Annotated in this window: 13 protein-coding genes; 1 reads left to right on the top strand and 12 read right to left on the bottom strand. The window is 72.4% G+C overall.

Translation table 11 applies throughout. The features are described from left to right. Position 1 precedes the first annotated feature (1 nt). Positions 2–580: a serine O-acetyltransferase EpsC gene (epsC, locus tag ACIGCK_RS09675; RefSeq protein ID WP_396665676.1), complete on the top strand. Its 579-nt coding sequence runs from the start codon at positions 2–4 to the stop codon at positions 578–580. 25 nt (positions 581–605) lie between these two features. Here the strand turns inward: epsC and ACIGCK_RS09670 are convergent, their stop codons facing one another. The 12 genes from ACIGCK_RS09670 to argS all read right to left on the bottom strand — a co-directional run bounded on the left by ACIGCK_RS09670 (position 606) and on the right by argS (position 15,860). Next, positions 606–1,382 (bottom strand): hypothetical protein, encoded by a 777-nt coding sequence (locus ACIGCK_RS09670; protein WP_396665674.1) that lies wholly within the window; start codon positions 1,380–1,382, stop codon positions 606–608. Between the two features lie 135 nt (positions 1,383–1,517). Next, positions 1,518–3,266, bottom strand: a complete 1,749-nt coding sequence (locus tag ACIGCK_RS09665) for an amidohydrolase (protein ID WP_396665672.1) — start codon at positions 3,264–3,266, stop codon at positions 1,518–1,520. A gap of 40 nt (positions 3,267–3,306) precedes the next feature. Next, positions 3,307–3,723 carry a hypothetical protein gene (locus ACIGCK_RS09660; RefSeq protein WP_396665781.1) on the bottom strand — a complete coding sequence of 139 codons (417 nt, stop codon included), beginning with the start codon at positions 3,721–3,723 and terminating at the stop codon, positions 3,307–3,309. A gap of 206 nt (positions 3,724–3,929) precedes the next feature. Further along, on the bottom strand, positions 3,930–4,898 hold the full coding sequence (locus ACIGCK_RS09655; RefSeq protein WP_396665670.1) for an endonuclease domain-containing protein: 969 nt from the start codon (positions 4,896–4,898) through the stop codon (positions 3,930–3,932). A 230-nt stretch (positions 4,899–5,128) separates the two neighbouring features. Continuing rightward, entirely contained in the window at positions 5,129–6,202 is a 1,074-nt protein-coding gene (gene prfA, locus ACIGCK_RS09650) for a peptide chain release factor 1 (protein WP_330172025.1), read from the bottom strand. Positions 6,203–6,227: 25 nt separating this feature from the next. Beyond that, a complete protein-coding gene (rho, locus tag ACIGCK_RS09645; RefSeq protein WP_396665668.1) occupies positions 6,228–8,306 on the bottom strand; it encodes a transcription termination factor Rho in 2,079 nt (692 codons plus the stop codon). 160 nt (positions 8,307–8,466) lie between these two features. Next, positions 8,467–9,396 (bottom strand): homoserine kinase, encoded by a 930-nt coding sequence (gene thrB / locus ACIGCK_RS09640; RefSeq protein ID WP_396665666.1) that lies wholly within the window; start codon positions 9,394–9,396, stop codon positions 8,467–8,469. Next, positions 9,393–10,481, bottom strand: a complete 1,089-nt coding sequence (gene thrC / locus ACIGCK_RS09635) for a threonine synthase (RefSeq protein WP_396665664.1) — start codon at positions 10,479–10,481, stop codon at positions 9,393–9,395. The genes thrB and thrC overlap by 4 nt, the downstream gene beginning before the upstream one ends. Before the next feature lies 1 nt (position 10,482). Then, positions 10,483–11,808, bottom strand: coding sequence for a homoserine dehydrogenase (locus ACIGCK_RS09630; protein ID WP_396665662.1), 1,326 nt, complete (start codon positions 11,806–11,808; stop codon positions 10,483–10,485). Continuing rightward, positions 11,805–13,220, bottom strand: a complete 1,416-nt coding sequence (gene lysA, locus ACIGCK_RS09625; protein WP_396665780.1) for a diaminopimelate decarboxylase — start codon at positions 13,218–13,220, stop codon at positions 11,805–11,807. The genes ACIGCK_RS09630 and lysA overlap by 4 nt, the downstream gene beginning before the upstream one ends. A 132-nt stretch (positions 13,221–13,352) precedes the next feature. Beyond that, entirely contained in the window at positions 13,353–14,189 is an 837-nt protein-coding gene (locus ACIGCK_RS09620) for a DUF2993 domain-containing protein (RefSeq protein ID WP_396665660.1), read from the bottom strand. Positions 14,190–14,192: 3 nt separating this feature from the next. Continuing rightward, positions 14,193–15,860, bottom strand: a complete 1,668-nt coding sequence (gene argS / locus ACIGCK_RS09615) for an arginine--tRNA ligase (RefSeq protein ID WP_396665659.1) — start codon at positions 15,858–15,860, stop codon at positions 14,193–14,195. Positions 15,861–15,878 lie beyond the last annotated feature (18 nt).

Raw genomic sequence — 15,878 nt, 5'->3', positions numbered from 1 at the left:
GGTGCCGGTCAGGACGCTGTCGGCCCGGGTCCGAGAGGACATCGCGTCCGCGCGTCTGCGCGACCCCGCTGCACGCGGCGGGCTGGAGATCGGGCTCCTCTACCCCGGGCTCCACGCCATCTGGGCCCACCGCGTGTGGCACGCGCTCTGGAAGCGTGATCGGCGGTTCCTCGCCCGCGCGGGCTCCCAGATCACGCGCGCGCTCACCGGCATCGAGATCCACCCGGGCGCCCGCATCGGCCGGCGCTTCTTCATCGACCACGGCATGGGCGTCGTGATCGGCGAGACGGCCGAGGTGGGCGACGACGTCATGCTGTACCACGGCGTGACGCTCGGGGGTCGCACGCGCGACTCCGGCAAGCGTCACCCCACCCTCGGCGACGGCGTCGCGGTGGGAGCGGGGGCCAAGGTGCTCGGGCCCATCACGATCGGTGCGGGGTCGGTCATCGGCGCCAACGCCGTCGTGACGCGCGACGCCCCGGAGGACTCGGTCCTCACGGGCATCCCGGCGAAGGCCCGGGCCCGTCGCGACGGCGAGACCACCCGATCGATCTTGACGGCGCCCGAGTACCAGATCTGATCGCCGGCCCACCCGGACGGGTGACTCAGCGCAGCTGGACGGCCAGCGCCCGGCCGGCGAGGGCGTGATCGCGCAGGTGGATCAGCACGGCGATCGACACCACGACGAGGCCTGCGATCTCCAGCGACTCCTCGAAGCACGCCAGCAGCCAGACCACGGGGTCGTTCTCGTCGCGCAGGAGGGATTCCACCTCGGCGCCGGCGGTGGCGCTGACGACCTCGATGCCGAGCGCTCCCCCGACGTACAGCACGCCGGCGACGATGAACAGCGTGCGCACCCGCCGCGGCAGCGCGGCGAGGAAGCGGATCGCGAAGGGCGAGGCCGCCACGAGGGCGATCCCGACCGGGATGACCCACGCGTACCAGAGCGGACCGCCGGTGATCCCGAAGACGTTGCGCGTGGCGTACATCAGGCTCTCGTGCAGCGCTGCGCCCTCGTCGAGGGACAGATAGGCGAACACGATCGCCAGCGCCGCCCAGCCCCGGCGCATCCGCGGCATCCGCGTGGCCACCGCGACGGCCGCGGCGCCGAGCGCGACGCCCGCCAGGAGCATCATGTTGAACCAGGTCGGGATGCTGACCTCGTCGTCCATGTCGAACGCCGAGATCACACGCCCTTCGTAGGTGATGACGCCGAGGGCCGCCAGCGTATGGACGACGAGGTGCGCCGCCGCGAGCGCGACGCCGATGAGGACGAGCCCGCGCGCGACACCGCGCACCGAGGCGCGGACGACGGGGTCGTCGCCAGCGTCCGCGCCGTCGCGCCTGTGCGACGCCCTCGTGGTCCCCGTTGTCAACGCCATGACAGACCCCATCCCCGTGCACGCCCCCGCGCGCCGTTCCCCAGCCGGACACCGCGCGTTCACCTGCGCGACACCGTGAGGTCACTGTAGCGGGCGAGGCGGCCCAGGCGCGAGGCGCGCCTCCCGACGGGCGCCTTACGAGGCGGCGGCGGGCGCGGCGACGGCCGCGACGTGATGGCAGCAGCCGGGAACGCCGAGGCCGCGGACGGCGGCCAGGGAGGCGTCGTCGACCTGGCCGGATGCCGCGGCGAACGCATCGAGGTCGATGCGCTCTCCCCCGAGCCACGTGCCGAGCACCGCGATCGCGCCGATCTCCTCGGGCGCGACGGTGTACGGGTCCGCCGCCAGCGCGACGAGGTCCGCGAGCTTGCCCGCCTCGATCGATCCGGCGTCGGCGTCGCATCCCAGGGCGTGCGCGCCGTTGATGGTCTGCGCCCGCAGCGCTTCGTCGAGCGTCGTCGCCTGCTCGGGACCCCGCACGGTGCCGCTCGAGGTGCGGCGGGTAACGGCGGTCTGGATGTTCAGCAATGGCGTCGGCGGGCTGACGCTGCCGTCGTTGTGGAAGGAGGGGTGCACGCCGGCGTCGAACGCGTCGCGGAAGCGCTGCCACGGGGCGCCCACGGCGGAGTCGAACATCTGCCCGTCGAGCAGATCACCCCAGTAGTGGAACTGGAACGGGCCCATCGAGGCGACGACGCCCAGCGCCGCCATGCGGGAGAACTGGTCGTGGCGCGCCCCGCCGATGTGCTCGACGCGCCAACGGTGATCGGTGCCGCTCAGCCCGTGCGTGTCGAGTGCGCGGGCGAACGCGTCGAGCACGATGTCCAGACCGATGTCGCCGTTGACGTGGAACGCCATCTGCCAGCCCTCGGCGGCGTGCGCATCCAGCAGCGCGTCGAGCTGGCTGCGCGTGTAGTTCATGGGTCTCTCGCCCGTCACGCCGGGCGATATCCCCGCCGCTCGCGTCGCCGGCGTGTCGAGGTACGGCGCGCTCATCGCGACGTTGCCCACCCACGGCGATCCGTCGGCCCAGAGCTTGATGCCCTGCTTGCGCAGCATCGTCGGCGGCACGTGGGACGTGAACGGCGCCCCGCAGTCGGTCTCGGTGGACATGTGGTACAGCGTGATGCGCAGCGGCGAGCTCGGCAGTGTCGCGAGCGTTTCGTACGCGGTCTTCAGCGGCGTCTTGTACGTCAGCTCCGACGTCGAGGTGATCCCGGCCGACGACATCAGCACGTAGTACTCCACGGCGCCCTGGAGGGGCCTGGCCGCACCCGCGATGGCGCTCAGCACGGGCTCCGCGAGCGCCATCGCGGCGGGCACCTCGGTGGCGCGTCCGTCGAGGGCGCCGTCGGGAGTGCGTCCGAAGAAGCCGCCCACGGGGTCGGCGGGGGGATTCCGGTCCCAGCCCAGAGCGCGGATGACCGCCGAGGTGACGTAGGAGGTGTGTCCCGAGTTGCCGAAGACGAGCACGAGGCGGTCTCCGAAGATCTCGTCGAGCACGGCGGCGGTGGGCTCCTCGTGCTGCTGCAGCAGCCCGTCGAAGCCGAAGAAGGACAGCGGCGCCGCGGCATCCGTCTCCGCGATCGCCCGCCGGAAGACGGCGAGCACGTCGTCCCAGGTGGGGCAGAACCACGGCGCGACCCAATAGGCCGGCGGCATCGTGGCCATCCCGCTCAGCACGGGGTGGGAGTGCGAATCGATGAAGCCGGGCAGCAGGCACGCCGCCCCCGAGTCTTCGACCTCCGCTTGGGGCAGCGCCGCCCGACACTCCTCCAGGGCGCCGACGGCGACGATGCGCTCCCCCGAGACGGCGATCGCCTGCGCGCGCGGTCGGCGGGGGTCCATCGTGATGACGGTGTCTGCGGTGATGATCCGGTCCATGCGGCCTCCTGGCGCCGGGGTCGTGGTGGGGTGCATCGGGTCAGGCGGGCGTGCCGTCGCGGCGGCGGTCGCGGCGATCGTCGACGCGCTTGGCGAAGAAGAGCAGGGGCAGCAGCACCGTGGCGAGGGCGGTGATGACCCACACCACGACGGGCGCGAGGACCCACGAGATCGCATCGGTGATGCGCAGGCCGCCGATCGGCAGCAGCACGACGACCAGGAGCGCCACCAGGGTGGAGATGATGCCGATGCCGCCGAGAAGGGCCGGTGCGTAGCGGCGCGCCATCGTCGCGATCCACGGCGAGAGCACGCTCTGCAGGACCGCGAAGACGACGATCGCGAGCACGAAGCCCCACCAGTCGTGCCAGACGATCACGAAACCCGGCAGCAGCAGGTCGGCCACGACGAGCCCCAGTGCTGCGGAGAGCAGGAACACCAGCGTGCGCAGGAGGAACATGATCACGCTCGTGACCCTATCGGTGCGCGGATGCCGCGGCCACGTCCCCACGCCGCCCCCGTCCCCCGCGCCGCCGCCCGCCGCGCCGCCCCGCGCCCTCGCGCCGCCCCGCGCCCTCGCGCCGCCCCGCGCGCCGCGCGGGCCGCTCCCCTGTCACGATCCGACCCTTCCCGCCGGCACGCCGAGCGGAATGCGACAGGCGAGCGTCAGGACCGGGCGCGGAGAGCGGCCGCCACCCTCGCGACGAGCTCGTCGGGGTGCGCGAACAGCATCGTGCGGCTCACGCGGATCACGCGCCAGCCGGCCGCCTGCAGCGCGTCGTGCTTCTCCATGTCCCGATTCCACGTCGCCAGGTCCACGCGGTGATGATCGCCCTCGTACTCGATCGCGATCTTCCACTCGGGGTAGGCCAGGTCGACGCAGCCGATGAAGTTCCCCGCGTCGTCGTACACGTCACGATCCAGCGTCGGCTCGGGAAGGCCCGCGTCGCACAGGGTCAACCGGGTCCACGACTCGGGACGGGACGCGGAGCCGGTCCGCACACGATCGACTGTCTCGCGCAGGCGCGGCCCGCCGACGCGGCGTCCGGCGCGCACCGCGGCATGCAGCTGGTCGACCCTCGCCAGCGGCGGCGGCATCGGGCGCGGCCGGGGGCCCGGCATCCGCTGGACCCTTACGAGCGAATCGCCCGCCGCGATCAGGTCATACGGATGCAGCGGCTGAGCCCCCAGCATCGCCCACGTCGTCGCCGGGCTCGCGATGCGCAGCCCGGTGCCGGGATGCACGACGACCCTGGTCAGGCGCGGCTGCGCCTCGTGCCCGCGGATGCCGCGGACACGGGGCAGGCGGCGCGGGGGGAGGACCGCGACGTGGACCTTCTCGTCCGGGAGAAGGGGAAGGGCGGCACCCCAGAGAACCGCCGCGGTCGCATGACTGAAGAACTCGAACTCGGACATGCGCGCCGCGTACTCGAGGGCCGCCAGACGGATCCGCTCGCGCTGGCTCAGGGCCGCGTCGGCGGCGCCGGCGTCGAAGACCTCGCGCCGGGAGCGCACGCCGTGGAACGGACGACGCAGGTCCTTCGAGCGCAGACGCCCCTCGCCGACGCCCGCGGCGCGCGCCATCGGGACGGTGAAAGCGGGCGGCAGCGTTTCGGGAAGCGGAGTGTGCGACATGCGCCCCACCGTGCCGCGCAGCACTGCTCCGCAGGGCGCGCCCGCCGGCATCCGTGGATCACCGCACCGACCGCGCCCTGTGGAGGACCCCCGCGCCCCCGCGCCGCCCCCCGCGCCGCCGCTCCCCTGTCACGAAACGACGCGACGGGACCGACACCGGGTCGATTCGCGACAGGCGAGCCCTCCGTCCGGGACGGAACGGACGGGGGCGACGCGGGCGGGACGGCGGGTCAGGCGCCGAGGGCGGCGAGGCGCGCTTCCTCGTCCGCGGCGATGCAGCTCTCGATCACCGGGCCGAGGGCACCGTCCATGACCTGGTCGAGGTTGTACGCCTTGTAGCCGGTGCGGTGGTCGGCGATGCGGTTCTCGGGGAAGTTGTAGGTGCGGATGCGCTCGGAGCGATCCATCCCGCGGATCTGCGACTTCCGGGCGTCGGATGCCGCGGCATCCCGCTCCTCCTGCTGCTTCGCCAGCAGGCGCGCACGCAGCACGCGCATGCCCGCCTCGCGGTTCTGCAGCTGCGACTTCTCGTTCTGCATCGACACGACGATCCCGGTCGGCAGGTGCGTGATGCGCACGGCGGAGTCGGTCGTGTTGACCGACTGGCCGCCGGGGCCGGAGGAGCGGAACACGTCGATCTTGAGGTCGTTCGGGTTGATCTCGATCTCGTCGGGCTCGTCGACCTCGGGGAACACCAGCACGCCGGTCGTCGACGTGTGGATGCGTCCCTGCGACTCGGTCGCGGGAACCCGCTGCACGCGGTGCACGCCTCCCTCGTACTTGAGGTGGGCCCAGACCCCCTGCGCCGGGTCGGACGAGGAGCCCTTGATCGCGACCTGCACGTTCTTGTAGCCCCCGAGGTCGGACTCGTCGCGCTCGATGAGCTCCGACTTCCAGCCCTGCGCCGCGGCGAACTGGAGATACATCCGCAGCAGATCCGCCGCGAACAGCGCGCTCTCCGCGCCGCCCTCCCCCGCCTTGATCTCGAGGATGACATCGCGCGCGTCGTCGGGGTCGCGCGGGATCAGCAGCCGCCGCAGGCGCTCCTGCGCGGCGAGCATCTTCTCCTCGAGCGCGGGGACCTCCTCCGCGAACGCGTCGTCCTCGCGGGCGAGCTCCCGCGCGGCATCCAGGTCGTCGGATGCCGCGGACCACGCCTCGTGGGCGGCGACGATCCGCGAGAGCTCTGCATATCGGCGGTTGACGCGCTTGGCACGTGGGGCGTCGGCGTGCACCGCCGGGTCGGAGAGTTCCTCCTGCACCCGGCGGTGCTCGTCGATGAGCGCCTTGACGGAGTCGAAGATCGCGGGATCGGTCATGCCGGTCGGATCAGCGGATGTTGTTCTCGTGCCCGTGGCTGTGACCGCCGCCGTGCCCCTCACGCGCGGGGGCGGGGACCGACTTCTGCATCTGCACGAGGAACTCGACGTTGGAGCTGGTCTCCTTGAGCTTGCCAAGGACGACCTCGAGCGCCTGCTGCGGGTCGAGGCCCGCGAGGGCGCGACGCAGCTTCCACGTGATCTTGACCTCGTCGGCCGAGAGCAGCATCTCCTCGCGACGGGTGGACGACGCGTTCACGTCCACCGCGGGGAAGATGCGCTTGTCGGCGAGCTGGCGGGACAGGCGCAGCTCGCTGTTGCCGGTGCCCTTGAACTCCTCGAAGATGACCTCGTCCATCTTGGACCCGGTCTCCACGAGCGCCGTCGCGAGGATCGTGAGCGATCCGCCGTTCTCGATGTTGCGCGCGGCGCCGAAGAAGCGCTTGGGCGGGTAGAGCGCCGACGCGTCGACGCCTCCCGTCAGCACACGGCCGGACGTGGGCGCCGAGATGTTGTACGCGCGCCCGAGCCGGGTGATGGAGTCGAGCAGCACGACGACGTCGCGGCCCAGCTCGACGAGCCGCTTGGCGCGCTCGATCGCGAGCTCGGCGACCGTCGTGTGGTCTTCGGCGGGACGGTCGAACGTCGAGGCGATGACCTCGCCGCGCACCGAGCGCTGCATGTCGGTCACCTCTTCGGGGCGCTCGTCGACGAGAACGACCATGAGGTGGACCTCGGGGTTGTTCTTCGCGATCGCGTCGGCGATCTGCTGCAGCACGATCGTCTTGCCGGCCTTGGGCGGGGCGACGATGAGGCCGCGCTGGCCCTTGCCGATGGGCGCCACGAGGTCGATGATCCGCTGGGTGAGCTTCTCGGGCGCCGTCTCCAGGCGCAGGCGCTCCTGGGGGTACAGCGGCGTGAGCTTGCCGAACTCGACACGCGTCGCCGCGTCGTCGGGCGACAGTCCGTTGATCGAGTCGACCTTCACGAGCGCGTTGTACTTCTGGCGGCCCGACTGCTCGCCCTCGCGAGGCTGCTTGATGGCGCCGACGACGGCGTCGCCCTTGCGGAGGTTGTACTTCTTCACCTGACCGAGCGAGACGTAGACGTCGCTCGTGCCGGGCAGGTAGCCCGTCGTGCGCACGAAGGCGTAGTTGTCGAGCACGTCGAGGATGCCCGCGATCGGGATCAGGACGTCGTCGTCGCCGATCTCGGTGTCGAACTCGTCAGATGCTCCGCCGCCGGTCGCGCCGCGCTTGTTGCGACCGCGACCCCGACCGCGACCCTGGCCGCGCTGGTCGTCGTCGGCGTCCGGCGCGGGCGACGAGGATGACGGGGCGCTGCCGGGCGCGGACGGGGCGTTCTGCGCCTCGCCGCCCTTCTGGCCACCGCCGGCGTTCTGGCCGCCGCCGTTGTTCTGGCCGCCCGCCCCACCGCGGTTGCGGTTGCGGTTGCGGCTGCGGCTGCGGCGACCACCGGTCTGCTCGCCCTCGGACGAGTCGTCGGTCGCGGCGCCGTCGTTCGACGACGCGTCCTGGGAGGAGTCCTCGGAGGACGAACCCTCGGAGGACGAACCCTGGTTCGACTCGTCGGCCGTGGAGCCGGCGGGCGCTTCGGACGCGTCGCCCGACGCGTCGGGCGCCTCGTCCTCGGCGGGCGCGGGCGCCTCGGCGGATGCCGGGGTCTGCGCCTCGGCGGGCGCCTCCGCGGCCGCGTCGGCGTCCTGGATGGCGGTCGCGAGGCGCGCGACGAGCTCGGTGTCGACGGCCGACTGCGCGGACTTCAGCGTGACGCCGAGCTCGGCGGCCGCGGCGATGACGCGCTTGGCGTCGACGCCGAGGTCGGCCGCGACCTCGCGCACCCGCGGACGCCGCTCGCTCTTGCGGGGCGCGCGCACCCGCTTGCCCTCGGCCGGAGCCTCGGAGGTGGCCTCCTCCGCGGGGGCATCGGATGCCTGCTCGGCGGGCGCGGCCTCAGCCGCGGTGTTCTGCTCGCCGGCGGCGGTGTCGGCCGCGGGCGCCTGGTCGGTGGAAGCCTGGTCGCCCTGGGCGTCGGTGGCTTCGGTCTGGATCTCGGAGATGGACTCCACGAGTTCTCCCTTGCACGTGTGGATGATCTACTGCACGGGCGCCGATGGATCGTGACGCCGCACCGCCGATCGGACGACCGTCGCGGTGCTCAGGCGTCTGTGGCGGGGAAGGACATGCAGTGCTTCGCAGATTGCGATCGGAGGCCAGATTCACGCGTATTCACGTGGAACCCTCCGTGTTCTTCACTGTAGCACCCTTGAAGTCGACGGCCAGCATGAGCGCTTCCCACGGAGTGTCCGACGCGTTGGCGACGATGTCCGCGGCCTCGAGGCGGCGCCCGGGCCCGTCGGCGAGCACCAGGATGCTGGGGCCCGCGCCCGAGACGACGGCGGCGAAGCCGGCGTCTCGCAGGGCCTGCACGAGACGCAGCGTCTCGGGCATGGCCTCGGCGCGGTAGTTCTGGTGGAGCTTGTCCTCCGTGGCAGCCATCAGCAGCTCGGGACTCTGCGTGAGCGCCGCGATGAGCAGGGCCGATCGCGAGACGTTGAACACGGCATCCTCGCGCGGCACGTGCAGCGGCTGCAGGCTGCGGGCGAGCGACGTCGACATCGTGAATCCGGGGACGAACACGAGCGGCGACACGCCGCGGTGCACGAGCAGCTTCTTGTGCTGGGGGCCGTCGGGGGTCAGCCACGCGATCGTCAGCCCGCCGAACAGCGCGGGGGCGACGTTGTCGGGGTGGCCCTCCATCTCGGTCGCCAGGCGCAGCAGGTCGTCATCGCTGAAGTCGACCACGCCCTCCAGCAGCCCCTTGGCCGCCACGATGCCCGAGACCACCGCCGCGCCGGACGAGCCCATGCCCCGCCCGTGCGGGATGACGTTGTGCGCCCGCAGACGCAGGCCCGGCAGCGGCACGCCCGCCGCGCGATACGTGTGGTCGATCGCGCGCACGACGAGGTGCGAGGCATCCCGTGGCACGTCCTCGGCGCCCTCGCCCGCCACGTGCACCTCGACGCCCGGTTCGGGCAGCGCCGTGACTTCGAGTTCGTCGTACACGCTCAGCGCGAGGCCGAGGGTGTCGAAGCCCGGACCGAGGTTCGCGCTGGTGGCGGGCACCCGCACCGTGACGGTGCGAGGGGCTGTGTTCACGCGGTGGCTCCGACGGGGGCGAGGCCGAGCACGTCGGCGACGTCGGAGGTGGTGGCGTCCACGACGGTCGGCTCGACCTGCGACCCGTCGGAGCGGCGGAGCGCCCACTGCGGGTCCTTCAGGCCGTGGCCGGTCACCGTGAGCACGACGCGTGAGCCCGCGGGGATGACGCCCGCCTCGGCGCGGTCGAGGAGCCCGGCGACGCTGATCGCCGAGGCGGGTTCGACGAAGATGCCCACCTCCCCCGCGAGCAGCTTCTGCGCCGCGAGGATGCGGTCGTCGTCGATCGCGCCGAAGTACCCGTCGGTCGCTTCCCGCGCCTCGATGGCGAGGTGCCACGAGGCGGGGTTGCCGATGCGGATGGCCGACGCGATCGTCTCGGGGTTGCGCACGACCTCCCCGACGACGAGCGGGGCGCTGCCGGCGGCCTGGAAGCCGAACATGCGCGGGACGCGGGTGGAGACGCCGCTCGCGGCCTCCTCACGGTAGCCGCGCGTGTAGGCGGTGTAGTTGCCGGCGTTGCCGACCGGGATGAAGTGGAAGTCGGGCGCGTCGCCCAGCTGCTCCACGACCTCGTACGCGGCCGTCTTCTGCCCGTCGATGCGGTCGGGGTTGACCGAGTTGACCAGGTGCACGGGGTAGTGCTCGGCGAGCTCGCGGGCGATCTCGAGGCAGTCGTCGAAGTTGCCGCGCACCTGGATGAGCCGGCCGTCGTGCGCGACGGCCTGGCTGAGCTTGCCCATCGCGATCTTGCCCTCGGGCACCAGCACGGCGGCCGTGATGCCGGCGTGCGCGGCGTACGCGGCGGCCGACGCCGACGTGTTGCCCGTCGATGCGCAGATCACGGCCTTCGCGCCGTGCTCGATCGCGCGGGAGATCGCGACGGTCATGCCGCGGTCCTTGAACGACCCGGTGGGGTTCATCCCCTCGTACTTGACCCAGACGTCGGCGCCCGTGCGGCGGGAGAGCGCGGGCGCCGGCAGCAGCGGCGTCCCTCCCTCGCCGAGGGTGACGACGGTCGAGGTCTCGGTCACTCCGAGCCGGTCTCCGTATTCGCGCAGGACTCCGCGCCAGACGTGTGCCATGTCAGTCTCCTTCCACACGCAGGACCGACACGACCCGCTCCACCACGCCGGAAGAGGCGAGGCGGGCGACGGTGTCGGAGAGGTCCTGCTCCAGGGCCTTGTGAGTACCGATGACGAGGCGGGCAACGGGCGCGCCCTCCTCCTCTTCGGTGAGAACGGTCTGCTCGACGGTCGCGATGGACACGCGCCCCTCGGTCAGGATGCCGGCCACGGTCGCGAGCACGCCCGCGTGGTCGTCGACCTCGAGCGTGATCTGGTAGCGCGTCGTGACGCGCCCGATCGGCAGGATCGGGAGGTTGGCGCGCGTGGACTCGCCCACCCCGACTCCCCCGGCGATGTGGCGGCGGGCCGCGGAGACGACGTCGCCGAGAACGGCGGATGCCGTCTGCACTCCCCCGGCGCCGGCTCCGTAGAACATCAGGCTTCCGGCGGCCTCGGCCTCGACGAAGACGGCGTTGTTGGCGCCGTGCACGCTCGCGAGCGGGTGCGAGCGGGGCACGAGCGCGGGGTAGACCCGCACGGAGATGGCGTCGGCCTGCTGGCCGGCCGCGGCATCCTCGATGCGCTCGCAGACGGCGAGCAGCTTGATGACGTAGCCCGCGTGGCGGGCGGATTCGATCATCGCGGCGTCGACGCCCGTGATGCCCTCGCGGTGCACCGCGTCGAGGGGGACGGCGGTGTGGAACGCCAGGCTCGCGAGCAGCGCCGCCTTCTGCGCCGCGTCGTAGCCCTCGACATCCGCCGTCGGGTCGGCCTCGGCGAAGCCGAGCGCCTGCGCCTGGCTCAGCACGTCGGCGAAGGCGGCGCCCTCGGTGTCCATGCGGTCGAGGATGTAGTTCGTGGTGCCGTTGACGATGCCCATGATCCGGCGCACGCGGTCGCCGGCGAGCGAGTCGCGCAGCGGGCGGATGATCGGGATCGCGCCCGCGGCGGCGGCCTCGTAGTAGACGGATGCCCCGACCTGGTCGGCGGCGTCGAAGATCTCCGGGCCGTGGGTGGCCAGGAGCGCCTTGTTGGCGGTCACGACGTCGGCGCCCGAGGCGAGGGCCTGCAGCATGCTGGTGCGGGCGGGCTCGATGCCGCCCATCAGCTCGATGACGATGTCGGCGCCGACGATCAGGGCCTCCGCGTCGGTCGTGAACAGCTCGGGCGGCAGCTCCACGTCGCGCGGCGCGTCGATCGTGCGCACCGCGATGCCGGCGAGCTCGAGGCGCGCACCCGCGCGGTCGGCGAGCTCGTCGCCGTGGCGCAGCAGCAGCCCCGCGACCTGTGATCCGACCGCGCCGGCGCCCAGCAGGGCGACGCGCAGCGTGCGGTAGTCGGTCATTCTTCTCCCCTCGACGGGTGCAGCCCGGCATCCCGGGCCAGCAGGTCGGTGATGGTCTCACCGTGCACGATCACCCGTGCCGCGCCGTCGCGCACCGCGACGACCGGCGGCCGGGGCACGTGGTTGTAGTTGCTCGACAGCGGCTGGCAGTACGCGCCCGTCACCGGCACGGCGAGCAGATCGCCGGGCGAGACGTCATCCGGCAGGTACTCGGCGTCGACGACGACGTCGCCCGATTCGCAGTGCTTGCCGACGACGCGCACGAGCTGCGAGCCGGCGTCGGAGACGCGCGAGGCGATCCGCGCCGAGAAGTCCGCGCCGTACAGGGCGTGGCGGGCGTTGTCGCTCATGCCGCCGTCGACGCTCACGTAGCGCCGCACGGCGGGCCCGGTCTCGGTGTCGACCGTGACGTCCTTCGTCGTTCCGACCTCGTAGAAGGTCACCCCGGCGGTGCCGACGATCGAGCGCCCCGGCTCGAACGCGACGACGGGGACGGGGATGCCGCGGGCGGCGCTCTCCGCCGCGACGACCTCGAGGATGCCGTCGGCGAGCTGCTCGATCGGCGTGGCCTCGTCGGCCGACGTGTAGGCGATGCCGAAGCCGCCGCCGAGGTTGAGGATCGGCGCGGTATCCCCGCCGCCTCCCACGGTGGAGAGGACTTCGAGCAGGCGCGCGGCCGACTCGCGGAATCCGTCGGTGCCGAAGATCTGCGAGCCGATGTGGCAGTGCAGGCCGTCGAAGCGCAGACCCGGCGCGCGGCGGATCCGCCCCACGATCCTGGCCGCCTCGGCGAGCGGGAAGCCGAACTTCTGATCCTCGTGGGCCGTCGCGAGGAAGTGGTGCGTCTCGGCGTGGACGCCGGTGTTGACGCGGATCAGCACGGCCTGCGTGCGACCGGCGTCCACCGCGATCCGCGAAAGGCGCTCGAGCTCGATCTCGGAGTCCAGGACGATCGTTCCGACGCCCGTCTCGACGGCCCGGCGCAGCTCGGCGACCGACTTGTTGTTGCCGTGGAAGCCGATGTGCTCGGCCGGCACACCGGCGGCGAGCGCAACCTCGAGCTCGCCCTGCGTGCAGACGTCCACTCGCATGCCCTCGGCGGTGACCCAGCGGGCGATCTCGGTCGAGAGGAACGCCTTGCCGGCGTAGTAGACCCGCGCGCTGGTGCCCTGTGCCGCGGCGGCCGCCGAGAACGCGGCGACGGTGCGGCGGGCTCGCCCTCGGACCTCGTCCTCGTCGATGACGAGCACGGGCGTGCCGAAGCGGGCGACGACCTCACGCACCGAGACCCCGCCGACCACGACGGCGCCCGTCTCGTCGCGGTGGGCGCTGGCCGCCCAGACGCCCTCGGCGAGCGCGTTCGCGTCGGAGGGCTCGGAGAGCCAGGCGGGGGCGAGCGGCGAGGCGGGCACGGCGTACCAATCGGATGTCGGGATGCGTCGGCGCCGACTGGCGGCAGGTCGCGGGATGCTCACGCGGCCGACGGTTGCTGAAAGTCTAGGGCACCGCGTTCGCTCGGCCCCATCCGGCCCGCGCCGGCCGCGTCATCCGCACGTGCCGTCCTGGCGCAGAGCGGGGTCGTGGAGCACGCCGGGAGCGATGTCGAAATCGATCGTCGCGCGGCCGTCGGCGACCACGACATCCGTCATCGTCAGGGCCGCCGGCAGGTACTGGGCGACGCAGACGTCCCACGAGCGCAGCACGGCATCGGCGAACCCGCCGAACTGCGCGCGCAGGTCGTCGGCCGAGATCGTCGTGTCGGCGAGGCGGAGCGTGGCGGGCGTCAGGACGAGATCGCCGTCCGCGGCGGAGGGCACGAGCCCCACACCGATCGGGATGACCGCGCCGAACACGTTGAGCTCGAAGGATGCCGCGACCTCGCCGCCGTCGATCGACACCGTGTCGGCTGGGAAGCCCTCGAGCCCCGCGAGGAGCGCGCGCAGCTGCTGCTCGTCGAGGACCACCGTCGCCGACGCCTGGCCCAGGTCGCGGTCCGCGCTGATCGGGACGGCCGTCGCGACGACGTCGACGTCGCCCGACAGGGTGCCGAAGCTGAGGTCCTGAGCGGTGATGCGCAGTTCGTCGAGCTCGCCGGAGACGAGCTGCGGGATCACCATGCCCGACACCTCGACGTCGACCTCGCCCGAGGCATCCGCCCCCAGCTGCTGCACCACCTGCGTGCGCACGGCGCGTTCGACGAGGTCGCCGGCGAGCCAGTTGGCCACGAACCAGCCGCCGACCAGCACCGCCGCGACGATCACGAGCGTGACGATCCAGGGCCACACGCGACGCCGGCGGGCCGGAGCCTCGCCGGCGTTCGCGAGCACCCATCGGCTTCCGGGTTCCGGCAGGGGCAGGGTCGGGTGCTCGGCGCCGCTCATGCGCTACATCCGCTCCGGCGCGCTCACACCGAGCAGGTCGAGGCCGTTGCGCAGCACCTGTCCCGTGGCGTCGTTGAGCCAGAGCCGCGTGCGGTGCACGGTCTCGACGGGAGCGTCCCCCTGGGGGATGACGCGGCAGTTGTCGTACCACCGGTGGTAGAGCCCCGCGAGCTCCTCGAGATAGCGGGCCACGCGGTGCGGCTCGCGCACGTCGGCGGCGAACGCCACGATGCGCGGGAACTCCTGCAGCGCGCCGAGCAGCGCCGATTCGGTCTCGTGCTCGAGCAGCTCGGGCGCGAACTCGCTGCGGTCGACGCCCGAGTCGGCCGCGTTGCGCGCGACGTTGTGCGTGCGCGCGTGGGCGTACTGCACGTAGAAGACGGGGTTGTCGTTCGTGCGCTTGCGCAGCAGCTCGGGGTCGAGGGTGAGGGGCGAGTCGGCGGGGTACCGGGCGAGGGAGTACCGCAGCGCGTCGGTGCCGATCCACGCGCGCAGGTCGTCCATCTCGATGATGTTGCCCGCGCGCTTGGACAGGCGCGCGCCGTTGACGGAGACGAGCTGCCCGATGAGCACCTCGATGTCCTTGTCGGGGTCGTCGCCCGCCGCGCCCGCCAGCGCCTTGAGTCGGTGGACGTACCCGTGGTGGTCGGCGCCCAGCAGGTAGATCTTGTGCGCGTAGCCGCGGTCGCCCTTGTTGAGGTAGTAGGCGGCATCGGCGGCGAAGTACGTGTACTCGCCGTTGCCGCGGCGGATGACGCGGTCCTTGTCGTCGCCGAAGTCGGTCGTGCGCACCCACACGGCTCCTTCTTCGTCGAAGACGTGCCCCTGCGCGCGCAGCCGGTCGACGGCCTCGTCCACGAGGCTCGGGCCGCCGTCCGCGGGGCGGGCGTGCAGAACGCGCTCCGAGAACCAGACGTCGAAGTGCACGTTGAAGTTCTCGAGAGAGGCCTGGATCTCCCCCAGCTGCAGCTCGTACGCCGTGTCCCGGGCCACGACCATCCGCTCGTCCTCATCCAGGTCGAGGATGTCCGGGCGCTTCACGAGCACGCGACGACCGAGCTCGTCGATGTAGGCGCCCGCATACCCGCCCTCGGGGGTCGGCTGCCCCTGGATCGCGGCGAGCACCGAGAGGCCGAAGCGGTCCATCTGCGCGCCGGCGTCGTTGATGTAGAACTCGCGCGCCACGGTCGCGCCGCTCGCCAGCAGCAGGCGTGCCATCGAGTCGCCGAGGGCCGCCCATCGCGTGTGGCCGATGTGGAGCGGGCCGGTGGGGTTGGCGGAGACGAACTCGAGGTTGATGCTGTTGCCGCGCTGGGAGTCGTTCGTCCCGAACGCCGCCCCCGCCTCGACGATGGTCTTCACGAGCGCTCCGGCGGCCGCGGCATCCAGCCGGATGTTGATGAACCCGGGGCCGGCGACCTCGACGCTCGCGACGCCGTCGACGCTCTCCAGGCCCGCCGCGATCTCGGCGGCGAGCTCGCGCGGTGCCGCGCCCACCCGCTTGGCGAGCTTCATGGCGGCGTTGGAGGCCCAGTCGCCGTGGTCGCGGTTCTTGGGGCGCTCCAGCGGCAGGTCGGCGGCGGTGAGCCCCTCGGCCGAACCGGGTCGTCGAGCCTCGGCGAGGGGCGTGATCACGGCGAGCAGGGCGGCGGAGAGATCCTCGGGGTTCATAGCCCGCCCAGTCTAGTT

Source organism: Microbacterium sp. NPDC078428, from assembly GCF_044542535.1.
GTDB lineage: Bacteria > Actinomycetota > Actinomycetes > Actinomycetales > Microbacteriaceae > Microbacterium > Microbacterium limosum.
Note: the sequence above shows the minus strand (reverse complement) of the source record. Positions and strands in the feature narration are given on the sequence as shown.